The following is a 24,962-nucleotide window of genomic DNA, read 5'->3' as shown; positions in this document are numbered from 1 at the left end:
CTGTGACGGGTTACGGGCTGAGAAAGACGCTGTCGTGCCGGGCGCCGCCGCGCGGTTCCGCGTTGTTGCCGCTGGCGCCGTCGTCCTCGACCCGCAGGTCGAACGTCACCGGCAGCGAGGCGGCGGACAGGGCGGCGGTGGGAACGCGGGCGTAAACCCGGTAGGTGGCGACGCTGCTGGGCTGGGCGGTCAGGATCAAGCTGTCGCGCTCGCCGGTGTCCCCGGCGCTGGCCAACGCCGCGCCGCTCAAGCCTTGCAGCGTCAGCCGGTAACGCCGCGTCTCCCGCGTCATGTTGGAGATCTTGACGGTGTAGGCGTTCTGCACCCGGCCATCGGTCAATTGGACGAACAGCGGCGCGCGGTCGCGCAGAATGGCGATGTCGGCGCTGGGCTTCAGCAACACGCTGATGACCATCAACCCGACCACCACGACCATGACCAGCGTGTAGACGATGGTGCGGGGCCGGACGAAACGCGCCGTGGCCGGAGCCGCGCCAACCGCCTTGGACACCTGCGCCGTTTCGGTGTCGAACAGGATGAGGTCGCCGGGCCGCCCGACGCGGGTCATCACGTCGTTGCAGGCGTCCACGCACAGGCCGCAGCCGATGCAGTCCATTTGCAGGCCGTCGCGGATGTCGATGCCGGTCGGGCAGACATGGACGCAGGCGCCGCAATCAATGCAATCACCCAGCCCTTCGGCCTTGCGCTCCGTCTCGGTCTGGCTTTTGCGCAGCGGCGCGCGCCCTTCGCCGCGCCACGCCTGATAGGTGACGACGCTGCTGTCATCGTCGACCATCGCCGCCTGGATGCGCGGCCAGGGGCAGACATACAGGCACATCTGTTCGCGCATGAACCCGGCCATGGCGTAGGTGCTGGCCGCGATGAACAGGATCGACCACACCGCCAGTTCCGGAGCCTCGAAGCGGAACAGTTCCGCCGTCAGGGTGGGCGCGTCGGCCAGATAGAAGATCCCGGAAGCCCCCGTGACCAGCGCCACCAGCATCCACGCCGTGTGCTTGACCAGCTTCCGGGCGATCTTGTCCGCCGTCCAGCCTTGGCGGTCGAGCCGGACGCGCTCGCCCCGGTCGCCCTCCGTCAGCTTTTCGATCCAGACATACAGATCGGTCCAGACCGTTTGCGGGCAGGTGAAGCCGCACCACACCCGCCCGGCCACCGTGGTGGCGAGAAACAGCCCAATCGCCGCCAGGATCATCACCCCGGTCATGTAATAGATGTGCTGGGGCCAAAGCTCCAAAGCGAAGATGTAGAAGCGTTGTTCGCCCAGATCGAACAAAACCGCCTGATCGGCCACCCCCGGCCCGCGATCCCAGCGCAGCCAAGGCAGCAGAACGAACACGGCCAGCAGAACCACGCCCAACCAGGTCTTGATGCGGCGATACCGCCCCTTGACCGCTTTCGGGTGGATGCGGCGGCGCGAGACATACATCGGCCCCGGATCGCTCGCGGTCGGCCCGGCCTGAAACGGCAAAGCGGTGGCGACGCCGCCGGAGCGGGGCGGTTGGTTCGGCATGACAGCCTCGGTCGAAAGAGGAATGGCGCGGCGAACAGGCAACCCATCACCCGCAGGGCGGACCAAAGGGCTGGCGCGACGGCGCGCGCACCGCAAAACCGTCGTCGCTGTCTGGTCTGTTTGTACGCCGATTGAATGCAGACATCAAGGCGATTGAATGCGTCATTCGGACGCAATCAATCCAATATTATCCAGTCAATGCGATATTGTATGGATGTGCGCGACCGCCTCACCCCTTCGCCCGCAGGCCGAGACGGGCCATCTTCTTGTAAAAGGCGGCGCGGGACACGCCCAGGCGGCGGGCGGCGACCTCCGCCTTGCCGCCGCTCAGCGCCAGCGCCCGCCGCAAGAGGTCGCGCTCGAACCCGTCGAACGCCGTGTCGTAATCGGGCAGCGGCGGGGCGGGTTCGGGCGGCGGGGCAGGAACCGGGGCCGCCGCCGCCGGGGCCGGAAGGGCGGCGCTGGCCGCGCGGCGCACCGTCGGCAGGGCTTCGGCCAGATCCTCCACCGTCAGCCGCCGGTTGTCGGTCAGCAGGCAGGCGCGTTCCAGCACGTTGCGCAATTCGCGGACGTTGCCGGGCCAGGGGTGGCGGCTCAGCGCCTCGACCGCTTCCGGGGTCAGGCCGCGTCCGGGCAGGCCGGTGCGGGCGGCGATCTCCTGCAACACCGACTCGGCGATGGCCTCCAGCCCGTTGCCCAGCTCCGACAAGGACGGCAGACGGATCGGCAGCACGTTCAGCCGGTAATACAGGTCGGCGCGGAATTGCCCGTCGATGATCCGCTGCTCCAGATCAACGTTGGTGGCGGCGATCACCCGGACATCGACCTTGATCGGACGATCCGACCCCAGCGGCTCAATCTCCTGCTCTTGCAGGGCGCGCAGCAGTTTGGCCTGCAAGGCCAAGGGCATGTCGCCGATTTCGTCGAGGAACAGCGTGCCGCCGTCGGCGGTTTTGAAGCGACCCTCGCGCCCGCGCCGGTCCACCCCGGTGTAAGCTCCGGCCACCGCGCCGAAGAACTCGGCCTCCAGCAGCGTGTCGGGAATCGCCGCGACGTTGACGCCGACGAAGGGCCGCCCGGTGCGCGCCGACAACCCGTGAATCGCCTGGGCGATCAGCTCCTTGCCGGTGCCGGTCTCGCCCATCAGCAGGATCGGCGCGTCGGTGCGGGCGGCCAGACGGGCCTTGCGCTTGACCTCCAGGCAGGCCGGGCTGTCGCCGACGTAGCTTTGCAGGGTGTAGCGCGGCTGCCGCCGTTCATCCAAGCGCCGCTTGGTCGCCGCCAACTCGGCCTCCAGGCGCGACAGTTCGGCCAGCAGCGGCTTCAGCCGATGCAGACTGTCGTAGAGGACGAAGCCGACCGCCCCGATCACGGCGCCGCTGTCGTCGGTCAGCGGAAAGCGCGACACCACCAGCCGCTGCGCGCCGAACAGCATCAGATCCAACAGGATCGGCTGGCCGCTGGTGATGACCTGCCGCATCTGCGAGTTGGGGATGATCTCCTCCACCTCGCGGCCAATCGCCAGGGCCGGATCGGCGATCCCCAGCATCTTGGCATATTTGGCGTTGATCCAGATGACGCGGGCGTCGCGGTCCACCGCCACCGTGCCTTCGGACTGCTTGTCCAGCGCCTCGAACAGCGACGGCATGGCGCGCCCGCGCAAGACGTCCAGACCGCCACCAAAGGGGCCGCCGCCGAACGGGCCGACGAAGCCGCCCTTGCCGTCGCTGTTGAACACGCCCGTCATCCGCGCGCGCCCGTCACCCGAGGTTGATCCGGCCCTGCGCCAGCCCGCCGGCGATGCTGCCGGTGGTCGGGACCAGCGGAATCAGGCAGGCTTGCAGCGCGTGATACAGGTCGGGCTTGCCAAAGAACGGGTTGACCGTGGGTTGCATGTCCTCGCCAAGCTGGGGGTGCCAACCGCCATGCTCGCGGTCGATCAGGCGGGTGGCGCTGAAGTTCCAAATGCGCCGATACCACTCCTCGTAAAAGGGATCGCCGTCGATGGCGTTGAGGAAGGCCGCCGCGCCGATGCCCTCGCAGCAGGGCCACCAGTAGCGTTCGCGGATGCGGGGCGAACCGTCCCACTCCAAGGTGTAGTAAAAGCCGCCGGTCGCCGCGTCCCAGCCATCGGCCACGGCTTGGCGGAACAGGCTGGCCGCCGCCCCCGGCATCCAATCAATCCGCCGCCCGCCCATCTCCCAAAGCTGCAACAGCAGCCGCGCCCATTCCAGCCAATGGCCGGGCGTCGTGCCGTAGGGGCGGAACATCGGGCTGCCCGAATAATCGCGGTCGAGCGTCCAATCCTCGGTGAAATGCTCCGGCAGCCGCCAGGCGTTTTGGGCGGCGTGGCGGCGAACGATCAAATCGGCGATCCGCTCGGCCATTCGCAGATAATTGCCGTCCCCGGTCGCCTCGAACGCCGCCATCAGGGCTTCGGTCAGATGCATGTTGGAGTTCTGGCCGCGATAGTGGTCCAGGGGCCGCCAGTCGCGGCTGAACTCCTCCGCCACCGCGCCATGCTCCTCCTCCCAAAAACGTTCGTGGAGGATGGTGGAGACGTCGGTCAACAGCCGGTCGGCGTCGGGATGCCCGGCCAGCTTGGCGCTCGACGCCGCCAGCAGGACAAAGGCGTGGCCATAGGCCTGCTTGCTGTCGTCGGTCGGCGCGTCATAGCCGACGCCCCAGAAATAACCGCCATTGACGGCGTCGCGGTGGCCGTTCCACAGAAAGGCCATGCCGTGATCGACCAGCGCGTCGGCGCCGGGCCGTCCCAGCAGATGGGCGATGGAATAGCAATGGACCATGCGGGTGGTCACATGCAGGGCGCGGCCCGGACGTCCCCCCGGCGGCGCGCCGACCGGCGTCGGCTGACCCCGCCGGTCCAGATCATGGAAGCCACCCAGCGGGTTGAGGCTCGCCCGCTCAAAAAAGGCGAACAAATCATCCGCTTGGCCCAACAACCAGGACCGATGGCTGGGCAGGCTCGCCCATTTGGGCGCGGCGGGGTTGAGGGCGAAGGACGTCACGGCGATGGCTCCATTCGGCGCCGGTTGTTGTGGTTCAGCCCCCGGCGCGCGCCGTCCGTCGGGGCCGGTGATTCGCGCGTTCGGGGGATTCCGAAGTTGATACTTCATATTATTGAACATTTTTCTTTTTACTACTCAACAGCATGGATGGAACCAAGAGAAGTCCGTAGACAACTGTAAATAAAAATGATGAAGATGAAAAAGCTATTCTCTTTCTTGCATTGCTTCCATATATTATACATTTATCAATATCTATGAGGTGAATAATAAGCATTATAAATGTTATAGTTATAGCCAAGAAAAACAATACATAAGTTTTCCACACGCTCCCGAATATCTCCGCATTATGATTATGCTTGTGTGATTCATATATGTACGAAGTAAATATAGAAAAAACTATAGCGATATTAAAAGAAAAAACATTTATCACATATACCGATCGGCAGATATACTGATCATTCTGATTGGAAATACCCCTAAGAAGACTGTAATTCGGGATTATATCAACAATCCTTATAGCATCACTATTAAATATGAAACTTATCACGTCTCTCCCTACTCCATAAGAAGAAAAAATAGAAATCAACCCAATAACAGTCAGTCCAATAAAAAAATTAGTAGAAAGAATTCCAAAAAAAAACTCGAACATGCTTTTTTCTTTATTTTCCATCAGAATCTCCAACAGTATTAATTGCAGTGACGTTGGGAGAACTTCAGTTCTCGATAAAAACTTCGATTAAACCCCATAACCGTTTTAGCCACTCTTTGGTTGAACAAAGCCGATGCCCACACGCAGCGCCTCCCGCCGCGCATAGTGCGGACTGGGCGACGTCTTGCGCAAGATCCACCGCGCGACTCTGGCGACGTCCATCAGAATTCCATTGGAACCCGAAACAGGGGCATCCCGGCCCCGATGGCTCCTTCAGGGTTTTCCCGGTGAAATTTGGGCATGCAAATCCTTGTTAAGCCTTATAGACTGCTGTTCGTGTAACGAAAGTTTAAGAGTCTCGACGCTGTACTGAAACAGAAAAAGAACACAAAATTACCGCCATCTGGGGAGTAGGGGAAATTCTCGCATTGGTTGCCTTTGGCGCTCAGGCGAGGCTTCCTTCTTGATCGCACCGTTGACGCCGTTGCCAGGATAAGGCCACCCCGGTTGCAGGGAATCGGGGCGCCGACCAGAAGGGGAGCCGGTAGGATGCTGAAATTTGTAACGCGGGCGCTGGCCATGCGGGTGGTCGTGCCAATCGCCCTGATCGTCACCGTGATGGCTCTCATCACCGTCGTCAGCGCCGCCAAAATCAATTTGGAAGACGGCCGGACCTCGCTGGAGGACCGCGCCAACGTCACCACCAACATCATCGCCGGGGGGTTGACCGAGGCGCTGTGGAACGTCGACAAGGAATCGGCGACGTCCCAGCTCGCCGCGCTCGGCAACGATCCCGACTATGTCAGCAGCAAGGTGGTCGATCCCAAGGGCGTGGTGTTCGCCAGCCACGGCAACGCGGCGGCCAGCGGCGCCTTGATCCTGGTGCGCAAGGCCGACGTGGTGCGCAAGGCCGACGGGCGCAGCACCGTCCTTGGTTCGGTCGAGGTGCGCTTGTCCGCCGCGCGGGCCGAAAAACAGGCGCTGGAGCGGGCGACGATGCTGGCCATCGCCGGTTTCCTCGCCCTGGTCGCCGTCTGCGGCGTGCTGTTCTGGATCGTGCGCGGGGCCACCAAGCCCATCGTCCAGTTGACCGCCACCATGTCGCAACTGGCCGCTGGCGACACCGCCACCATCGTTCCCTCGCAAGAGCGCAGCGACGAGATTGGCCGGATGGCCGCCGCCGTGCAGGTCTTCAAGGAACACGGCATCGAAAAGCAGCATCTCCAGGCCGAACAGGAACGGATGCGCCAGCGGGCGGAAAGCGACCGTCGCGCCGCCATCGCCGGGGTCGCCGACAATTTCGAGCGGCAGGTCAGTTCGGTGATGGCCGAGGTCTGCTCCACCGCCAATCAAATGGGCGATTCAACCCGGCTGTTGAGCGCCGCCGCCGAACGGAACGGCGAGGTCAGCCAGCGCGCCGCCGGAAACGCCGCGTCGGTCAACAGCGGCGTGGACAGCATGGCGGCGGCGGTCGAACAGCTCGCCGCGTCCATCCGTGAAATTTCCAGCCAAGCCCAACGCTCCCAACAGATCGCGGGGGAGGCGTCGGTGCGCGCCAACCGGGCGGAGGAGCGGGTCGCCGGGCTGGTCCAGGCGGCGGACAAGGTCAACGCGGTGGTGACGCTCATCAACTCCATCGCCAGCCAAACCAACCTGTTGGCGCTGAACGCGACCATCGAGGCGGCGCGCGCGGGCGAAGCGGGCAAGGGCTTCGCCGTCGTGGCGGGCGAGGTCAAGGCGCTGGCCAACCAGACCGCCAAAGCGACCGAAGAAATCGAAAGCCAGATCCGCGCCATTCAGGATTCGACCGGCGCGGCGGCGAGCGAAATCACCGAAATCGCCAAGGTCGTCAGCAGCGTCAGCGAAATCAGCGCCTCCATCGCGGCGGCGGTGGAAGAGCAGAACGCGGCCACCGGCGAAATCGGGCGCGGCGTCAACGAAGCGGCGCAGGGCGTGCGCGCCCTGTTGGGCGACGTCAACGCCACCACATCCGCCGCCGAACAGACCGGCGACGCCACCGGACGCTTGCGCGACGCCATGAACACCCTGCAAAGCCGCGTCAACGCGATGCAAGCCCAGGTCGGCGATTTCGTCGGATCGCTCCGCCGGGCCTGATCTCCCTCCGTCCCTGCATCTCCGCTCCATGGCGCCGGTCTTCCGGCGCCATTTTTCTTGGCGGTGAACCAGCCCGGCTTTCTTGACGTATAGGTCAGACAAGCGTGCGGCCCTTCCGGTCGGCGCCCAGCAACCGCCAGGAATCGGGGCCTCGCCATGATAACCGTCCATCATTTGAACAACTCGCGCTCCCAGCGCATCCTCTGGCTGCTGGAAGAACTGCAAGTCCCCTACGACATCGTCCGCTATGAGCGCGACCCTCAGACGATGGCCGCTCCGGCCAGCCTGCGCGCCGTCCACCCGTTGGGAAAATCGCCGGTCATCACCGACGATGACGGGGCCGGGACCAGCCTGACCATCGCCGAATCCGGCGCCATCCTGGAGTATCTGGTCGAGACCCACGGCGATGGCCGCCTGCGCCCGCCACCCGCCACAGCGGAACGACGCGCCTGCACCTACTGGCTGCATTACGCCGAAGGCTCGCTGATGCCGCTGTTGCTGCTGAAGCTGGTTCTGGACCGGATGAGCCGCCCGCCGATGCCGTTTCTCCTGCGTCCCATCGCCCGCAAGATCGCCGGAGCCGTGACCGCCGCCATGGTCGGCCCCCGCCTGACCCAGCATCTGGACTATTTGGAGGCCCATCTCAGCGCGTCCACTTGGTTCGCCGGTTCTGAGTTCAGCGTCGCCGACATCCAAATGAGCTTCCCTCTGGAAGCCGCCGCGTCCCGCGCCGGGTTGGACGGCAGCCGACCGGCCCTGATGGCGTGGCTGGAGCGCATCCACGCCCGCCCGGCCTACCAGCGCGCCTTGGAACGGGGCGGCCCCTACGCCTACGCCTGATTGCGACTGTTTCTAAAATGTGGCGGCGCATAGGACGGATGCGCGCGGGGCGGATCACCCATCGCGTCAAAAATGCTATCGGTGGTTTCCAGCCTTTCCCACGCCACACTTCGGAAGCGTCCGTGTCCGCCCACCCCTGTCATCCATGCTGAACGCGCCCGCCATCCTCCTGTTGGGCGCGGTTCTGGTCACGCTGTGGATGGCGTGGCGCAGCGGGCGGTTGCCGCATTTCCCCGGTCGGGTGAATTTCGTGGCGATGCAACTGTCGGCGTCCTGGTGGGCGACCGCCGCCGCTTTGGAGATCCTGGCCGTGGCGCCGGACGACAAGCTGTTCTGGGCCAAGATGGCCTGGATTGGCATCGTCGGCGCCCCCAGCTTCTGGACCCTGTTTATCTGGTCCTACATCCACGGCGAATTGCGCCCGCGCTGGCGTCTGATCCCCATCGGCATGGGGCTGCTGACCTGGGCTGTGGCGATGAGCAACGATTGGCATCGACTGATGTATGTCTCGGCCATCCCGATCAACGATCAACCGGGCGCGGCGCTGGACTACAGCCACGGCTTTTGGTTCTTCGCCACCACGGTTTATCTCTACGCCTTCATGGTGTTGAGCGTCGTCGTCACCGCCAGCGGCATCCACCGCGCCGCGCCCGCCTACCGCGCCCATTATCTGGGGTTTCTGCTGGCGATGGCGGTGCCCTGGATGGCGAACATCGGCTACGTCACCGGCAACGCCTTTCTTTTCGATTTTGATCCGACGCCGTTCAGTTTCCTGCTGATGGGATCGGTCTTTTACTGGCTCATCACCCGGCGGCGGCTGTTCGCGCTGCTGCCGGTGGCCCGCCACGCCCTGCTCGACGCGGTTCCCGACCCGGTCCTGGTGCTGGACGCCGATGGCACGGTGGTGGAGGCCAACCCGGCGGCGCTGGCGCTAAGCGCGGCGCCGGGCGGCTTGATCGGCCGCCGTCTGGCGGATCTGCCCGATCTAGGCCCGGCGCTGGCCGAGCGGAACGTCCCCACCGACGGGCTGCAAGCCCGCCTCGTCAGTTTGGGCCAGGGCGCGGGGCGCCGCGCCTTCGAGGCCACGCGAGTCGCTCTGGCCAGCGGCGTCCCGGCCAGCGGTGGGGAACGGTCGGTCGGCCATTTGCTGCTGTTGCGCGACGTCACCCACCGCCGCCGGGTCGAGGCCCAGCTTGAGGAGACGGTCCAACGGCTGGACGCCGCCCGCGCCGAAGCCGAAGCGCGGCTCGCCGCCGAGCAGGAGGCCAAGCACGCGCTGAACAGCTATCTGTCGATGGCGGCGCACGAGTTCAAAACCCCGCTCGCCATCATCGACAGCGCCGCGCAATTGCTGATGATGGAAGCGGAACGCAACGCGCCGTCAATGCTGCCCCGGCTGGACAAGATTCGCCAAGCGGTGCGCCGTCAGGTCAATCTGTTGGAAAGCTGTCTGGCCGACGACCGGCTGTCCCACCCCACCGTGACCCTGCGCATGGAGCGGATCGACCTGCCCGCCCTGCTGCGCGCAATCGCCGAGGCCGCGCCCAACGACGACGCGGGCGAGCGGCCAATCCAACTGGAGTTGACCGACTGCCCGGCGCGGTTGATTGGCGATTCGGCCCTGCTGGAGCTGTGCGTCCACAATCTGTTGGGCAACGCCCTGAAATACTCACCACCCGGCGGTTGGGTGGAGCTGCGCGCCTGGACCGAACGGGCCGAGGATGGCCGCCCGCTGGCCGTGCTGGCCGTGACCGATCAAGGGATCGGCGTTCCCCCGGACGCCCTCCCCCACATCTTCGACCGCTTTTTCCGCGCGCCCAACGCCAGCGGCGCGGCGGGCAGCGGGGTCGGGCTGAACATGGTGCGCCGCATCGCCACCCTGCATGGCGGAACCATCCAGGTGGACAGCCAACTGGGCGTCGGCAGCCGTTTCACCCTGACCCTGCCGACCGACAGCGCCAGCCACGGCGCCGACAACGGCCACGGCATGGCTGCCATCGCGCAAACGCCGCCGCCGAACCATTCGCCAGACCGATAGTTTCTTGCCAAAAAGCGGTGGCGCTGGGAATAATCCCGCCCTCACCACCAGGATATTCGCACGATGAGCGATCATGACCCCACCGTCGTAAGGCCGACGCCAAAACCGCGCGTCCCTCTGACCATCGAAGAGACGCTGGTCGCCGCGACCATGGCGCTTGTGGCGCTCATCACCTTCGCCAACGTCGTCATGCGCTATCTGACCGACGTTTCTTTCGCCTTCACCGAAGAATACTCCATCGCCCTGATGGTCGTGTTGACCTTCCTCGGCGCGTCGGCGGCTGTGGTGAAGGACCGTCACATCCGCATCACCTTCGTGACGGACAAGCTGTCGCCAACCAACCGGCGGCGGGCGGAAATCTTCGCCATGCTGTGCATGGTCGCGATGTACGGCCTGTTGGTGATCTATGGCGCCTGGAGCACCTGGGACGATTATCGATTCGAGGTGACGTCCCCCGCACTGGGCCTGCCGCAATGGATCTACACGCTCTGTCTGCCGGTTCTGTCGGTCGCCGTGCTGGCCCGCGCCGTCGGGCGGATCATCCGCATCCGCCGGGGCGTTGAAAAGCTGGAGGGCGAGGCGTGATAACCGCACTGCTCTTCGGCTCTTTCCTGGTCATGCTGCTGCTGGGCGTTCCCATCGCCGCCGCCCTGGGCTTGGCGGGAACGGCGACCATCGCCACCGCGCATCTTGGCGTCATTTCGGTGCCGACCAGCGTTTACACCGGCATCGCCAAATACCCGCTGCTGACCATCCCGATGTTCGTGCTGGCGGGAACCATCTTCGACCGATCCGGCGTGGCGCAAAAGCTGGTGCGCTTCGCCACCTCGATCATCGGCAACGGGCGGGGATCGCTGGCGGTCATCGCCGTGGTCGTCACCATGATGATGGGCGGCATTTCCGGCTCTGGTCCCGCCATCGCGGCGGCGGTCTGCGGCGTGATGGCGCCCAGCATGATCCGCGCCGGATACCCGCGCCCCTTCATCGCCAGCACCATCGCCGCCGCGTCGGCCACCGACATCCTGATTCCGCCGTCGGTGGCGCTCATCATCTACAGCGTTCTCGTGCCTGCCGCGCCGACGACCTCGATGTTCGCGGCGGGCATCATCCCCGGCACCTTGGCCGGTCTGGCCCTGATCGTTCCCACCCTGTGGTTGGCCCGCAAGCACAATCTGGGCGCGGAACTGTCGCACGAGCCGCGCCCGCCCTTCTGGAGCAGCTTGTGGGACGCCGCGCTCGGCCTGTTCGCCAAGGTTCTGATCCTGGGCGGCCTGCGTTTTGGCATCTTCACCCCGACCGAGGCGGCGGTGATCGCCGTGGCCTACGGCCTGCTGCTGGGCATGGTGATCTACCGGACGATCAAGCTGCGCGACCTTTACACCATGCTGGTCGACGCGGCGGAGATCTCCGCCATCATCCTGACGGTCATCGCCTTGGCCAGCGTCTTCGGCTGGGCGCTCAGCACCCTGTCGGTGATTGACCCGATCACCGAGGGGATCCTGAATCTGGGCATCGGCGAGAACGGCGTGATGGCTCTGCTGATCCTGATGCTGGTCATCGTCGGCACCTTCCTGGACGGCATCTCGATCTTCATCATCCTGCTGCCGCTGCTCATCCCCATCGCCACCGCTTATCATTGGGATCTGACCTGGTTCGGCGTGATCCTGACTCTGATGATCGCGGTGGGGCAATTCACCCCGCCGATGGCGGTCAATCTGATGGTCGCCTGCCGGATGACCGGCTGCACGATGGAAAGCACCGTCCGTTGGGTGATCTGGCCGCTCATCACCATGCTGATGGTGACGATCGCCGTGGTGGTCTGGCCGGAACTGGCGCTGTGGCTGCCCCGGCGGATGGGCTTCTAAGACACCTCCGCCAACGCGCGGGCCACGTCGCGGCTGGTCAAATGCAGACTGGCCGCGACGTCCAGCCCGCGCCGCTGGATCTTCGCCGCCGCCGCCCGCTCAAAGGCGGGTCGATGGGCGGCGAAGAAGTCCAGACACTCTTCCGGCGTGCCGGGACGCCCCAACGGCGTCCGGCCCAACAGCGCCCGGAACGCCAGACGGTGCACGGCGCAAAAACCCTGATGGCCCGGCGGCTGAAAGACCAACGCGTCGATGGTCGGACGCCACAGGGTTTCCGCGCCGTCGGCCATCAACCGCCCGTCACCCCGGAGACCAGCAAACTGAGCGCCAGCGCCGACATCACCACGCCAATCAGCGTGTCGAGCACCCGCCACGCCAGCGGCTTGGCGAACAGCGGCGCCAACAGCCGCGCCCCATAGCCAAGCGCGGCGAACCAGACCAGGGACGCCGTCATGGCCCCCCCGGCGAACCACACCCGCTCATCCACCGCGTAGCGCCCGGCGATGCCGCCCAGCAGGACCACGGTGTCCAGATAAACATGCGGGTTGAGGTAGGTGAAGGCGGCCGCAGTCGCCAGCGCCCGGCCCAAGGGCAGATTGGCGGCCCCCTCCGCGCTCAAGCTCTGCGCGGTGAAGGCGCTGCGGAAGGCGCGGAACCCGTAAAAACCCAGAAACGCCGCGCCGCCATAGGCCGCGCCCTGCAACAGCACCGGGCTGGACGACACCAGCGTTCCGAATCCCGCCGATCCGGCGGCGATCAACAGCGCGTCGCTCAAGGCGCAGAACAACACCAGCGGCAGAACATGGCGCTTCACCAGCCCTTGCCGCAGAACAAAAGCGTTTTGCGCGCCAATGGCGACAATCAACCCACCGCCCAGGGAAAAACCCTGGAGCGCCACCCAAAACAAGGAATTCATGGACGCAAACCTCATCGCAAGCCGACCGCACAGGTTGCGGCGACCAATCTCGGGAACAAGCGGACAGCGTAAGCGAAACCGTCAGGCTCGACGGCGGCTGCGCTTTTCCAGATGAGCGGCGACGATGAGATCCATAAGAACGCGAACTCTCCTGACACGACCCTTCGCTTGTACCCGCCGCCGGACGGGGCGTCAACGCGGGGCGCTCAGACAGCAACGCGGCGGCGGTTTTATCCGTTCATAAGAAACGGGCCGCCAACATTGTGGCGGCCCGTTCTTGCAGCATCATAGAGGCTGGGCATGGTGGTCGTTGGTCGTCAGCCTTGCGTGCCGCTCGGCGCCGGCGTTCCGACGGAACCGACCGTGTCGGACGCGGGGGGTGGGGCGGCGCTGGCGCTGTGGGTTGTCGAACAATCCGCTTGGGCGATCCCCACCGTCAGCAGAGTCGCGACGCCAAACAGCGTGGCCACGACCGAACGTGCTCCATGAGACATCGGATCACCTCCCTTCCGCAAAGTTTCGTCGCTGAACAGAATGACACAGTTGCGCGGTTGGTCAATCCATCCAAATCGCATGAGCCAGACGCGGCCCCCGCATGCGGGGATGGACGGGGCCACCCCATCGGCGCCAGAGTCTCCGCCGCGTTGCGGCAATTTTGGCGTGGTGATGGATCTCGCGTGGCTTGATGATTTTTTGGCGGTGATCGACAGCGGCAGCCTGCCCCGCGCGGCGGAAGCCCGCGACGTCACCCCCGCCGTGCTGACCCGCCGCCTGCGCGCGCTGGAGGATTGGGTCGGCGCGCCGCTGTTCGACCGCGACGGGTCGCCCGCCATGCTGACCGACGCCGGACGCCGCTTCCGTCCGGTGGCCGAGGAAGCGCTGCGCCGCCTGCTGCAAGGCCGCGAGGAAACCCGCGCCGCCGCCCAGGCCGACGCCGCCACCCTGCGCTTCGCCACCACCCCGTCTCTGGCGCTGACCTTTTTTCCGCCCTGGCTGCGGGCGCTGGAGCAAAAGGGGCGGCTTGGCCCCGTCACCCTGTCGTCGGACGGGATGGAGGCCGGGGAACAGGCGATGCTGGGCGGTCGGGCGCATTTCCTGCTGTGCCACGCCCACCCCAACGCCCCCCGCCCCCGGTTGACCAACGACGCGGTGCAATCCGTTCTGGTCGGAACCGACCGTTTGGCGCCGGTCTGCGCCCCGGACGGCGAGGGTCGCCCGCGCTTCCCCTTGCCGGGCCGCGCCGAGGCGCCCGTGCCCAGCCTGTCTTACAGCCGCGAGTCGGGGCTTGGCCGCATTCTGGAGGCGTCCCGCAACGCCTTCACAGCAGCCGTGTGGCTCGACACCGTGTTCACGGCGCCGACCACCCCGGTGTTGCGCAGTCTGGCGCGTGACGGGCGCGGCGTCGCCTGGTTGCCGGAGAGCGTGATCGCCGACGATCTGAACCGGGCCAGTCTGGTTCCGGCGGACGATTCGACGTGGAGCGTGCCGCTGCAAATCCGCCTGATCCGCCCGCGCGCCCGGCAAAGCAAGGCGGTGGAAAGCTTCTGGACGCTGGCGGTCGAAGCGGCTTTGTGGCGTGGCGGCGACCCAATTGTTAACAGTCCTGAAATATCCACGGCAAAAGACATGTAATTTCCCGCAACTTGTACGATTTGTTCATTGACAAAAGATCTCACCGGCGCTCTGAGAGTCGATTTCAGTGGCTATTCCCCTCCCCTTGAGGCAAAATTTGCCTATCTAAGGAAATCGAGGTCGCGCTCAAGCGACCGGAGGAGCCAATCATGGGCGTCAGCAGCATCGGTGGATATGGCGGCTATCAGCAGCCCTACACCACGCCGCTCAGCAGCGGGCCGACCGCCGCGCAGCGGTCCACCGCTCCGGCGGAAACCGCGCAAGAAGACCAGACCGAGCGGACTCGCCGCGATCAAGCCGCGCAGGCCAGCTCGCAAAGCACGTCGAACGGCAACACCACGCCGACTCGCGGGCAAAATCTGAACATTTCCGTCTGATCGCGTTGACCGAACACCGCGCGGGCCGGTTCGCCCGCGTGAGAGTTCAGTCCACCAGCGAGACGGCAAGGCGGGGAGGCACCGATGGAAATCCGTTCTGTTTCCAACGCAGCGGTGAATCGCCCGACGGCCTCCTCGATTGCCGAGGCTGGCGTCAACGCCACCGCGTCGCTCGACTCGTCCGCAGGCGACGCCTCCGGCGATAAGAAATCGTCGTCGGCTGTGGCCGGTGGCTACATCAGCCCCTACATCAACTACGATCAAGGCGCCCGAGTCGCCGTTCTGCTGTTCCGCGACGTCGAGACCGGGGCCACGCAGGACCAAATCCCCTCGCGCCGCGTGGTCGAAGAGTATCGCCGCACGGCCAGCCGCTTGGGCGCATCGTCCGAACAGAGCGGTGGGCAAGGATCGACGAACTCCAGCGCCACATCCGCCAAATCGGCGGCGGCTGCCGGAACGACCTCCACCACCGGCGCCACCAGCGGCGGAGCCGAGTCCTCCGCGTCGTTGGGCGTGTCTTTCGCCTCGTTCGGGGCCACATCCACCGCCACGTCCAGCGCCGCCTCGTCCTTCGCCGCGACCAGTTCCAGCCCATCCAGCGGCGGCGGAGTCGGCGCCTCCACCACCCCGGTCGCGATCAGCGGCGGCGGTGGCGGCAACTCCTATTCGGGCGGTCTGGTGTCGGTGACGGTGTGAGTCAGTCCTCGGCCTGATCCGTGTTGCCGTGCGACTCAACGGTGGTCGGCTTCGGCAAGGCCGCCATTTCCTGTTCCACCACGTCGAGAATGCGGCGCAGCGCCTCGGCGGAGATCGCCGACTCCATGGTCAGGCCATCGGTGAATTTGCGCAGCGCGCCGATGGAACGGCGCTTGCCGACATAGGCGTCGTCACCCGGCTCGAAGGGCAGGACCACCGGCCCCTTGTAATAGCTGCCGCGAAACCCCCATTGCCGCCGCCCGTCGGCCCGCCATTCCGTGCCGTCGGACAGCACCATGCAGCGCTTGTCTTGGGTGAAACGCTCCACCACCGCAATGCTTTGCGGCCCGGACTGGCTGTTGTGGATGGTGACGCGGGCGCCGACGGCGAAACTGGCGGCAGTGGTCATGATGTCTCCCAAAAACGGCTCCCAACAAAACAAACGCGGCGATTGATTCCAGCGTTCAGCCCGAACGCGGCAACGGGTCGCCCGGTCGCAAATCCGTATCACAGCCGGGGTCGTGTCTGGCGTCAAAACCAGACTCCGGCAGCGCCCGTTGCGTCTCCACCGCCGCCCGCAGCCGATCCTTGGCGGCGCTGCGGCTGCTGTCCTTCGCCCTGCCGGGACGCAGACCGTTCAAGGCCGACAGGAAGCTGGATCCCGCCGAACGCGGCGCGCTGAGAATCGGGCGTCCGGTCGCCGCGACCGGCAGCGGCGGACTCTCCACCGTCACCGCGTTGGCCCGGCTGGCCCGCGCTTCGACCGCCGCGCGCTCCACGATGCGGGCGCGGCTGTCCGAATCCATCGTCTGGAACAGCCGGGCGGCTTCGCCCAACTCCTCTTCCGCCTGGAAATCAATGGCGCGGCGCAACGCGTTCGACAACAGGCGGAATTCCGGCACGCCGGGAATCCGCTCGTGATCGACCGCACGGGCCAACACGCCGATGGCGTCCAAAGTGTCGCGGTCCAGGGATCGGTCGGCCATCAACGGGCTGCGTCGGTTGCGGAAAGGTCGCCACTATCGGCACGCGCCGCCGTTGGTTCAACCGAACTCTGCGCCACGCCGCCGCATAACCGACATGTCACCCGCAAGCCGCCCCCCGCCGCCGCAACGCTTCGACCAGCATCCAGCACAACGCCGCCCAGGCCGCGCCCACCGACCAACCCGCCAAAACATCGGTTGGCCAATGGACCCCCAGATAAACCCGACTCGCCCCGATCATCAGGCTCAGCAGCACCGCCACGGCCATGATGTAGAGTTTCAGCCGCCTGTCGCCGACGCTTTGCGCCACCAGCGCGCCCAGCGTCAGCCCAACCACCGCCGACAGCATGGCGTGGCCGCTGGGGAAGCTGGCGGTCAACACCACGTCGCCATGCGGCACCAGATCGGGCCGCGCCCGGCCAATCAGATGTTTCAAGGCCGAACTCATCGCCAGCCCGCCACCAGCCGACAGCAGCAGCAACGCCGCCGCCGCCCAACGGCGCATCAGCGCGAAGCCCCCGAACGCAGCAAGGCTGGCCAGAGACAGAACCGTCACGCTGCCCAAGGCGGTCAGGTCGCGGGCCATGCGCTCCACCCACCAGGGTCCGGCGGGTTGGTTGGGATCGGCGGCGCTGCGCAGGGCCAGCAACACGGTTCGGTCAAAGACCAGCGTGTCGCCCTCCAGCATCTCGCCGGTCAAAATCAGAAAAGCGGCCAACAGCCCGGCGACCGCCGACAGACCGATCAACATCCCCGGCGGGCCGCTGAACCGCGCGCCCGCACCTGCCCCGATCCTCAAAGCCGCCCTCCTCGATCCGCTTCAGCGCGCGGACAGAAGCCGGACCGGCGCCCCCGCCTGCCACGCCAGGATGTCGTCCAGGGCGTCGCGGTAGAACACCGCGTAATTCTGCCGCGTCACATAGCCCAGATGGGGGGTGAGGACCGTGTTGGGAAGATCCCGCCATGGGCTGTCGGCGGGCAGCGGCTCCACCGGGAAGACGTCGATGCCCGCCCCGCCGATTCGCCCCTCGCGCAGCGCCGCCATCAAGGCCGCCTCGTCCACCAACCCGGCGCGGGAGGTGTTGACGAACAGGCCGGTCGGCTTCATCGCCGCGAAGTCCGCCGCGCCGACGATTCCTTGAGTCCGCTCGCTCAGCACCAGATGGACGCTGACCACGTCGGAGGAGGCGAAAAGGTCGGCCTTGTCGAGTCGGGCCACGCCCGCCGCCGCCGCCCGCTCGTCGGTCAAATTGGGACTCCAGGCGGCGACCTCCATGCCGAACGCCTGCCCGACCCGCGCCACCTGGGTTCCAAGCTTGCCCAGCCCGACCAGCCCCAGCCGCCGCCCGCCCAGACCATCGGTCAGCCCGGTTTGCCACTGGCCCGCGCGCAGGGCGCGCTCCTCCACCGTGATCCGCTTGGTCAGGGCCAGAATCAGGCCCCAGGTCAGTTCGGCGGTCGGCGTGCCGATCATGCCGGTGCCGCTCACCGGAATCCCGCGCGCCGCGCAGGCGTTCAGGTCGATGGCGTTGTTGCGCGCGCCGGTCGTCACCAGCAGCTTCAGGGCGGGCAAGCGGTCGATCAACGCCGCCGGGAAGGGCGTGCGTTCCCGCATGATGACCAGAACGTCAAAGGGCGCCAGCGCCGCCGCCGCCGAATCCAGATCGGCAAAGGGCTGGTCGAACACCGTCAGCGCGCTGCCCGGCGGCAAACGCGACCAATCGGCCAGATCACGGGCGACGGATTGGTAATCATCGAGAATGGCGACCGACAGCGGCATGGGCCAACCCCTGTTGCGTGAAGACAAACGGCGGCGGGTCGCCCCGCCGCCGCGCCGGAACGAAAGACGCTTACTTGCCGAAATAGGGCGCCAGATTGGCCCGGATGCGGTCAAGCACCGGAACCGCCTCAGCCGGAACGACGAAAGGCTGGCCGGTGATGGTTTCGCCGGCTTCAATGTAAACCCGCGCGGCTTGCAGCACGATGTCGCCGGGGATCTCCGGGATGTCCTGGGTGTAGGGATCGCACCGTGCCGTCACCCAACTGCGCACGAAATCCTTGTCGAAGCTCTCCGGGCGTTCGCCCGCCGCGAAACGTTCCGGGTAGCTGCCCGCGAACCAGTAGCGCGAGCTGTCGGGCGTGTGGATTTCGTCGGCCAGCAGGATGTTGCCCGTCTCGTCAAAGCCGAACTCGTATTTGGTGTCGACCAGGATCAGGCCGCGTTCGGCGGCCATGGCGCGACCGCGCGCGAACAGGGCCAGCGCCTTGTCCGACACCTCGTCCCACTGGGCGCGGGTCAGCAGCTTCTGCCCGACGATCTCGGCGGCCGTCAGTTCCTCATCATGGCCCGCGTCGAAGGCCTTGGTCGTCGGCGTGATGATCGGCGTGGCCAGACGTTGGTTTTCCCGCATCCCGTCGGGGAAATGGTGGCCGTACATTTCGCGGCGGCCTTTTTTGTACATCGACCAGATCGACGTGCCGGTGGTTCCCGCCATATAGTCGCGGACGACGATTTCCACCGGCATGATGGTCAGCCGCTTGGCGACCACGACGTTGGGATCGGGGTATTCCAGGACGTGGTTGGCGCAGATGTCCTTCGTCGCTTCAAACCAGAAACGGGCGGTCTGGGTCAGCACTTGGCCCTTGAACGGCAGCGCCGTCAGGATGCGGTCGAAGGCCGACAGCCGATCCGTGGTGATTAGAATCCGTCGCCCATCGGAAAGATCGTAGTTTTCTCGCACCTTCCCACGGTAATGATTGGGAAGCTCCGGGATGAAGGCGTCCTTCAGGACGTTGGTCAGGTGCGGGGCGAGCAGGGCGGTGTCAACCATGTGTTCCGAATCCGGCAAAACAAGAGGGCGGCATGATACCCCAAACCGCGCCGGGAACCATGGCGGTAATTTCCAAGGGAGGAACGCTTCGCATGCATGACGATGGCTATGGTTTACCGGCGGGTGTCATTCGGGTCTGGTTCGCCGATCTGCGAGCCTTGAGCGGGCGGCTGCCCGAACTGCGCGCCCTGTTGACCCACGACGAGATCGAGCGCGCCCAACGCTTCACCATGGAGCGGCTGACCAACCGCTTCATCCTGCGGCGCGGGCTGTTGCGGGTTTTGCTGGGCCGCTGCACCGGGCAGGCCCCCGGCGGCTTGCGCTTTGACTATGGATCGCACGGCAAACCGTCGCTGGTCGGCGGCGGCCCCGCCTTCAATCTGGCCGACAGCGAGGATTCGGTCGCCATCGCCGTCGCCGCCGAGGGGCGAATCGGCGTGGACATCGAACGGCTGCGCGACATCGAAAGCGCCGACGGGATTTCCGACCGCTTTTTCCACCCGACTGAATGCGCCGCCTTGCACGCTCTGCCGCCGGACCAGCGCAACGAAGGATTCCTGCTGGGCTGGACCCGGAAGGAGGCCTTCATCAAGGCCGCCGGAGTCGGGCTGTCGATGCCGCTCGATCAGTTCGCCGTGACCGTGACGCCCGGCCTGCCGGTCGCCGTTCAGGCCATCGACGAGGCGCTGCGCGCCGACGCCGGAACGCCGGACGACTGGTCGCTGTTTGATCGACGGGTCTTGCCCGAGACCATCGCGGCGGTGGCGGCGCGCGGCGTCGGCTGGACCGTGGAAACCCAGATGGTGGACGAATCGCTGTTCAGCGCCCCGTCTTGACCTCCCACCCGATGCGGGCGGGGTGTTCGCCCAAATCGAGCGAGCCGATGATGATCTCGCCCCGGCCCGACAGGGGGATGATTTCCCCCTGCTTCAGCAGGCGGGTTTCGCCGTTGGGCAGCATCAGCCGCGTGCCGTTGCGGCTCAGATCCTCGACCACGCAAGCGCCATCCTGCACGCGGATCGCCACATGGCGACGCGAGGCCGACGCGTGGTCGAGAATGATCCCGCATTCCGCCGCCCGCCCGATGACGACCTCGGCCCCCTGATCGGGCAAGGCGATCGTCTTGCCCTGGTGCGTCACGGTGATCCGGCCCGCCGCGCGTGGCAGGCTGCGCGCGTCGATGGTTTCCAATTGGCGCGGCGCCGTCGGGATGGTCAGCACCCGCTGTTCGTCGGGGATCATGGCGATCTTGGCGATCAACCCGTCGGCCAGCGCGCGGGGAATCCCGGCGGCGCGCAGCCGACGGCCCAGCCCGTCCCGCACCTCTGACAACAGAACGCCGGGAGCGGCCAGTTCCGCCGCCGATTTGACCTGATTGAACTCTTCGGCGACCCGTTGAATCAGAAAACTGACTTTGCGCCGCCCGAAATCGCTGGTGGCGAGATCAAGCAAGAACCCAAGCCGCGCCGCCGCGCTGCCCAACCGGCTGCTCAGGCGCAGCACCGTGTCCTCAAACGGCAAATCGACGCCGCCCAACCCCCACGCTACTTTCCCGCGCTTGGTCAGCGCCTCGGCCATCGTCGGGCCGCCCATGAAGCCGTCGAACACGATCATGCCGTCAACGATGCTCTGGAACGCCTTGGCGTCGCTGCCCGTGCGGGTCAGCGGCGTCAGCCCATCGATTCCGCCGCACAGCCGGTTCAACAGCGCCGCCTGCACGTTGCGGAACCCGCCGCCGCCAACCGCGTTGGACAGGGCCAGCAACGCGTCGGTGTTGGGCAGACGGTCGTCGAGATCGCCGCGCAAGGTCGCCTGCAACGACAAGAGCGCCGAGGCCAAATCCGGAGAATAGCCAATCAGGGCGCGGATCGGTTCGCGGCCATCGACGATCTCGGCCAGGAATTCATCGACCAGCCGGGTGTTTTCGGCGTCGCCCTCCTGGTGCAGACGCAGCACCGCCTGGACCTTCGCCCCCCATTCGCGGTGGGGTTCCAGCATGGATCCAAAGGCGTGGCTGATGATGCGGTCGCGCTCCTCCACCGGGCGGTCGATGGACGCCGCGAGCAGGCCGCTGATTCCGCCGCGCGCCAAGGCTTGATCGTAGGGCTTCAAACTGTCGGACTGCTGCGCCAACTCCTTCAGCGCGGTGAACATCCGCATGATCTGGTCGTAACGCTCGGTGGGCTTGATCCCCAGCATTGGGGCTTGGAGCGTCGACAATCGCGTGATCGACGGGTTGAACAGCAGCGCCTCGCGTTCAAAATACCGCAAGGGGAAATAGCGGTGAAGCTGTTCCGCCGGAATGACTCCCTGATCGTCCCAATAGCCGCGCAGCAAGCGCAACAGGGTCATGCGGCTTTCAAAGGAGAAGATTTGGAGAACGTCGGTGCAGAGGTTGGCGTCGTTGATGGTCGAAATGGTGGTCAGCTTGCTGCCGCCCGCCGATGATTTTTGGAAGATCGTTTCTTCTTTGCCAACGCCGTTCACCTTGACGACGCGGACCACCGGGAATTTGGCAAGACGCAGCAGATAGCCGGCGCGTTCCGTCGCCGCCTTTTCATCGTCGAAAACGCCGTCGATGTTGGGTTTTCCCCCTTGCTCGACCACCACCTCGAAGCGCACGTTGCGCCGATTCGACATCGCCATCCCGCCCCCCGGCCGGTCTTGCTCCGGCTACGCGCACGTCTGGGATTTCCAGCGTCTTTTCCTCAAAGAAATTCTATGACAAGGCAATCGACGGAACAACACGCCTTGCCGCCCCAATCCGCCTGAACCTATGGAAAACCCCTATGGCCGCGACGTCATCCCCCCGTTCCAGCCGCCTGATTCGGTTGATCGCCGGTGTCTTGATCGCTCTGATTGGCCTGGGAAACGCCGCCGCAGCGCCGCCGGACGACGCCATCGCACGCCAAGGTTTTCAAACTGGGTCGGTCGGTTACGTATTGTTTAGACTCGACAGCGGGGCGGTTGTGGAGGAGCGGCAGGCGGATCGCCTGTTCATCCCGGCCTCGGTCGCCAAACTGCCGACGGTGGCCGCCGCGCTCAGCGTGCTGGGGGCCGACCACCGTTTCACCACCCGCCTGCACGCCAATGGCCCGATTCAAGCCGGGGTTCTGCGCGGCGACCTGATTTTGCAAGGCGGCGGCGACCCGTCCTTGTCCAGCGAGGGGCTGAGCCAACTGCTCGCCGGGCTGCGAAGCGCCGGGGTCACGCGGGTGATGGGCCGGTTCCTGTACGACGTCGGCCAATTGCCGGAATTGGCGGAGATCGATCCCGGCCAACCCTGGGCCGCGCCCTACAACACCGGGGTCGGGGCCTTGTCGGTCAATTTCAACCGCGCGCAACTGGCCTGGACGCGCGGGGCCAACGGCGTGGTGACGGCGGGGTTGTGGTCGGTCGCCGACAGCGGGCGCACGCCGCTGGACAGCGCCACGGTCAGCCTTGCCCCCAACGGCGCCATCCCGCCCCTGCCCAACGGTCCCGACCGCTGGCTGTTGCCGCAAAAGCCGGACGGCAATGGGCGGCTGTGGCTGCCAGTGGTCCGGCCCGGTCTGGCCGCCGCGTCGCTGTTCCGCCGTCTGGCCGCCGACGCGGGCGTCAGCCTGCCCGCTCCCCAGCCGGGCCGCGCGCCAACCACAGGTGAAAACCACGTCCTCGCCGCGCTGGACAGCCCGCCGCTGGCCGAGTTGGCGCGGTCGCTGCTGCGCTATTCCAACAATCTGTTGGCGGAGATGATCGGGCTGGCGACCGCCCGCCGGATCGACCCGACCATCGACCGGCTGGGTTCGTCGGCGTTGCTGCTGCAAACTCTGCTCACCCGACAAAGCGACGCCGGAGCGGGGGCGAAGACCAAACCCGCCGACTGGCAGGGGTTGCGGCTGGTCAACCATTCCGGGCTTGGCACCGGCTCGCAAGCGACGCCCCGGCAGATGGCGGCGCTGCTGCGGCTGGGCGGTCCGCCTCTGTTGGGCTTGCTGCCGGGGGAAGAGGACGGCAAGGCGCTGCCGCCCGGCGTTCACGCCAAGACCGGCACCTTGTCCTTCGTCAAGGGGCTGGTCGGCGCCGTCAGCGCGGCCAGCGGCCAGACCTTGGGCTTCGCTCTGTTTATCACCGACGCCGAACGCCGCCGGGCGCTGGACGCCGCGCTCGACCGCCGCGTGACGGAACCGCCCGCCGAGGCCCGCGCTTGGGCCATCCGCGCCCGCGCGTTGCAAAACGATCTGCTGACCGATTGGATCGGGCGTTTCTAACCTGAACGGGGCGCACCAGACGGCGAACAACGCTTGGAAAACGTCGACGCTGGAAACGGGGCAAACGGACGAGGTTGCGAAACTGCGCCGGACATCGCGTCCACCGTCATCGCGCTCGCCCAACGGCTGATGCTGTCCACGGTGGCCGAGGGGGGGGACCATCGAACAACAACGCTGATTGGTCGAAGCCGGTTGCGGCAGCGTGCAAGGCGACCTGATGCCCCGCCCGGTCTCCGCCGAAGCCATGGTGATGGGCGTCGTCGCCCGCGAGGACATGGCGCTGACGGCGTGAGGGTGGGGCCGATTTCCCTCCCGGATCGGATGCCATCAGGCAAAATTATTTTTATCAATTTGCCGAAGAAATTTTTTCAGGAGAAACCACCACTGAGCCATTGGCGAAAATACAAAGATTAACCTCCCTTGCGTTGTAAAGATAACATTCAATAATTGCATCGCCTAGGTCTCTTGAGAGATTATCTCGAAGATTTATCTGGTCTTCCTCCAAAGCATTCATGCTTTTTCCCTTCTTTCCATCAATTTGATCTTGCAATGCAGAAAAATACACCTTAGCCAAAGTGATTTGTTCGTCACCGACGTCATTGATAACTTTCGCCATGCCATTGGCAATGCCGGTGTTGTAAATAGTTCCGAACATGTGCCCGACCGTACAGTACTCATTTCCGCGCACATAAATAGCTGTGCAGCACGTTATAACACCAAAAGTAAAACATCCTTTGGCGGTGACAGGCCACGCCTTATTTTCATATGTGTCTTGGCTCAGTCCACCAGTTTGCTTAATCATAATGTTTTGCGTCATCTGGATTTGAAGAGGCTCGACCAATCGTTGTGCGTCCTCGCCGACATTGCTTTTACGGCTGCTAAAAAGGCTGGAAATCCAATCGCAACATGGCTGTATGACCGAGGCCGGGGGAGCGACAAATTTGGCTTGCGCCGCACCCGGAGCCTTAGAAGGCAGCGACGCTGGCGAACCAAAGCGCGTTGGCGGAGGCATCGGCGCCGTTGATCGCTTTGCCTGCAACGTAGGGGCAGCCCCTCCCAAACCTGTCGGCGCTGGCGACACAGACGGACCAAAGCGCGTTGGCGGGGGCAGATGCGTCGTCGCCAGCTTTGCCTGGGCCGCAGGGGACGCCGATTGCGGGGAGGCCGGAGTGGAGGACTTCGTTTCAAAACGGGTTGGTGGCGGTTTCAT

At 65.5% G+C, this 24,962-nt stretch carries 23 protein-coding genes; 10 read left to right on the top strand and 13 right to left on the bottom strand.

Annotated features, from left to right (window positions below):
* Positions 1 to 10 precede the first annotated feature (10 nt).
* From ccoG to D3877_RS21510, 3 genes are all read right to left on the bottom strand, one after another.
* Positions 11 to 1,531 carry a cytochrome c oxidase accessory protein CcoG gene (gene ccoG, locus D3877_RS21520; protein WP_119832825.1) on the bottom strand — a complete coding sequence of 507 codons (1,521 nt, stop codon included), beginning with the start codon at positions 1,529 to 1,531 and terminating at the stop codon, positions 11 to 13.
* A 229-nt stretch (positions 1,532 to 1,760) separates the two neighbouring features.
* On the bottom strand, positions 1,761 to 3,278 hold the full coding sequence (locus tag D3877_RS21515) for a sigma-54 interaction domain-containing protein (protein WP_119832824.1): 1,518 nt from the start codon (positions 3,276 to 3,278) through the stop codon (positions 1,761 to 1,763).
* Between the two features lie 13 nt (positions 3,279 to 3,291).
* Positions 3,292 to 4,560 (bottom strand): AGE family epimerase/isomerase, encoded by a 1,269-nt coding sequence (locus D3877_RS21510; protein ID WP_199720884.1) that lies wholly within the window; start codon positions 4,558 to 4,560, stop codon positions 3,292 to 3,294.
* Between the two features lie 1,198 nt (positions 4,561 to 5,758).
* Between D3877_RS21510 and D3877_RS21505 the strand changes: the two genes are divergently transcribed.
* The 5 genes from D3877_RS21505 (at position 5,759) to D3877_RS21485 (ending at position 12,067) form a co-directional block, all read left to right on the top strand.
* Positions 5,759 to 7,324, top strand: coding sequence for a methyl-accepting chemotaxis protein (locus D3877_RS21505; protein ID WP_119832822.1), 1,566 nt, complete (start codon positions 5,759 to 5,761; stop codon positions 7,322 to 7,324).
* 156 nt (positions 7,325 to 7,480) lie between these two features.
* Positions 7,481 to 8,164 (top strand): glutathione S-transferase family protein, encoded by a 684-nt coding sequence (locus D3877_RS21500; RefSeq protein ID WP_119832821.1) that lies wholly within the window; start codon positions 7,481 to 7,483, stop codon positions 8,162 to 8,164.
* Between the two features lie 145 nt (positions 8,165 to 8,309).
* Entirely contained in the window at positions 8,310 to 10,202 is a 1,893-nt protein-coding gene (locus tag D3877_RS21495; protein WP_119832820.1) for a sensor histidine kinase, read from the top strand.
* Between the two features lie 63 nt (positions 10,203 to 10,265).
* Positions 10,266 to 10,787 carry a TRAP transporter small permease gene (locus tag D3877_RS21490; RefSeq protein ID WP_119832819.1) on the top strand — a complete coding sequence of 174 codons (522 nt, stop codon included), beginning with the start codon at positions 10,266 to 10,268 and terminating at the stop codon, positions 10,785 to 10,787.
* A complete protein-coding gene (locus tag D3877_RS21485) occupies positions 10,784 to 12,067 on the top strand; it encodes a TRAP transporter large permease (RefSeq protein ID WP_119832818.1) in 1,284 nt (427 codons plus the stop codon). The genes D3877_RS21490 and D3877_RS21485 overlap by 4 nt, the downstream gene beginning before the upstream one ends.
* Here the strand turns inward: D3877_RS21485 and D3877_RS21480 are convergent.
* The 3 genes from D3877_RS21480 to D3877_RS29945 form a co-directional block, all read right to left on the bottom strand.
* The gene (locus D3877_RS21480; RefSeq protein WP_119832817.1) at positions 12,064 to 12,357 is read right to left on the bottom strand and encodes a DUF1488 family protein; all 294 of its coding nucleotides are present in this window, start codon (positions 12,355 to 12,357) and stop codon (positions 12,064 to 12,066) included. The two genes, D3877_RS21485 and D3877_RS21480, sit on opposite strands and share 4 nt — an antisense overlap.
* Positions 12,357 to 12,983, bottom strand: coding sequence for a LysE/ArgO family amino acid transporter (locus D3877_RS21475; protein ID WP_119832816.1), 627 nt, complete (start codon positions 12,981 to 12,983; stop codon positions 12,357 to 12,359). Before D3877_RS21475 ends, D3877_RS21480 begins: the two co-directional genes overlap by 1 nt.
* 317 nt (positions 12,984 to 13,300) lie before the next feature.
* On the bottom strand, positions 13,301 to 13,453 hold the full coding sequence (locus D3877_RS29945) for a hypothetical protein (protein WP_158599962.1): 153 nt from the start codon (positions 13,451 to 13,453) through the stop codon (positions 13,301 to 13,303).
* Between the two features lie 196 nt (positions 13,454 to 13,649).
* Between D3877_RS29945 and D3877_RS21470 the strand changes: the two genes are divergently transcribed.
* The 3 genes from D3877_RS21470 to D3877_RS21460 all read left to right on the top strand — a co-directional run bounded on the left by D3877_RS21470 (position 13,650) and on the right by D3877_RS21460 (position 15,688).
* Positions 13,650 to 14,615: a LysR family transcriptional regulator gene (locus D3877_RS21470; protein ID WP_119833143.1), complete on the top strand. Its 966-nt coding sequence runs from the start codon at positions 13,650 to 13,652 to the stop codon at positions 14,613 to 14,615.
* Between the two features lie 149 nt (positions 14,616 to 14,764).
* Positions 14,765 to 14,992 (top strand): hypothetical protein, encoded by a 228-nt coding sequence (locus D3877_RS21465; protein WP_119832815.1) that lies wholly within the window; start codon positions 14,765 to 14,767, stop codon positions 14,990 to 14,992.
* 84 nt (positions 14,993 to 15,076) lie between these two features.
* Positions 15,077 to 15,688: a hypothetical protein gene (locus tag D3877_RS21460; protein WP_119832814.1), complete on the top strand. Its 612-nt coding sequence runs from the start codon at positions 15,077 to 15,079 to the stop codon at positions 15,686 to 15,688.
* A gap of 1 nt (position 15,689) precedes the next feature.
* On the opposite strand, the gene D3877_RS21455 is transcribed toward D3877_RS21460, so the two are convergent.
* From D3877_RS21455 to D3877_RS21435, 5 genes are all read right to left on the bottom strand, one after another.
* Positions 15,690 to 16,097, bottom strand: a complete 408-nt coding sequence (locus D3877_RS21455; RefSeq protein ID WP_119833142.1) for a hypothetical protein — start codon at positions 16,095 to 16,097, stop codon at positions 15,690 to 15,692.
* A 55-nt stretch (positions 16,098 to 16,152) separates the two neighbouring features.
* Positions 16,153 to 16,674 (bottom strand): hypothetical protein, encoded by a 522-nt coding sequence (locus D3877_RS21450; RefSeq protein ID WP_199720883.1) that lies wholly within the window; start codon positions 16,672 to 16,674, stop codon positions 16,153 to 16,155.
* Positions 16,675 to 16,771: 97 nt separating this feature from the next.
* A complete protein-coding gene (locus D3877_RS21445) occupies positions 16,772 to 17,422 on the bottom strand; it encodes a phosphatase PAP2 family protein (RefSeq protein ID WP_119832813.1) in 651 nt (216 codons plus the stop codon).
* 69 nt (positions 17,423 to 17,491) lie between these two features.
* Positions 17,492 to 18,451, bottom strand: coding sequence for a D-2-hydroxyacid dehydrogenase family protein (locus D3877_RS21440; RefSeq protein WP_199720882.1), 960 nt, complete (start codon positions 18,449 to 18,451; stop codon positions 17,492 to 17,494).
* Between the two features lie 70 nt (positions 18,452 to 18,521).
* A complete protein-coding gene (locus tag D3877_RS21435) occupies positions 18,522 to 19,502 on the bottom strand; it encodes a phosphoribosylaminoimidazolesuccinocarboxamide synthase (protein WP_119832812.1) in 981 nt (326 codons plus the stop codon).
* Between the two features lie 92 nt (positions 19,503 to 19,594).
* On the opposite strand from D3877_RS21435, the gene D3877_RS21430 reads away from it, so the two are divergent.
* Complete coding sequence (locus D3877_RS21430; protein WP_238475020.1) at positions 19,595 to 20,338, top strand: 4'-phosphopantetheinyl transferase family protein; 744 nt, start codon at positions 19,595 to 19,597, stop codon at positions 20,336 to 20,338.
* Here D3877_RS21430 and D3877_RS21425 read toward each other — a convergent pair.
* On the bottom strand, positions 20,322 to 22,148 hold the full coding sequence (locus D3877_RS21425; protein WP_119832810.1) for an FHA domain-containing protein: 1,827 nt from the start codon (positions 22,146 to 22,148) through the stop codon (positions 20,322 to 20,324). The genes D3877_RS21430 and D3877_RS21425 overlap by 17 nt on opposite strands.
* Positions 22,149 to 22,291: 143 nt before the next feature.
* Between D3877_RS21425 and D3877_RS21420 the strand changes: the two genes are divergently transcribed.
* The gene (locus D3877_RS21420; RefSeq protein ID WP_119832809.1) at positions 22,292 to 23,752 is read left to right on the top strand and encodes a D-alanyl-D-alanine carboxypeptidase/D-alanyl-D-alanine-endopeptidase; all 1,461 of its coding nucleotides are present in this window, start codon (positions 22,292 to 22,294) and stop codon (positions 23,750 to 23,752) included.
* Positions 23,753 to 24,098: 346 nt separating this feature from the next.
* Here the strand turns inward: D3877_RS21420 and D3877_RS29550 are convergent, their stop codons facing one another.
* Complete coding sequence (locus D3877_RS29550; RefSeq protein WP_147395251.1) at positions 24,099 to 24,962, bottom strand: hypothetical protein; 864 nt, start codon at positions 24,960 to 24,962, stop codon at positions 24,099 to 24,101.

The sequence above is a fragment of the Azospirillum cavernae genome (assembly GCF_003590795.1).
Classification (GTDB): domain Bacteria; phylum Pseudomonadota; class Alphaproteobacteria; order Azospirillales; family Azospirillaceae; genus Azospirillum; species Azospirillum cavernae.
The sequence above is the reverse complement of the archived record's forward strand: the minus strand, read 5'-3'. Positions and strand labels throughout refer to the sequence as shown.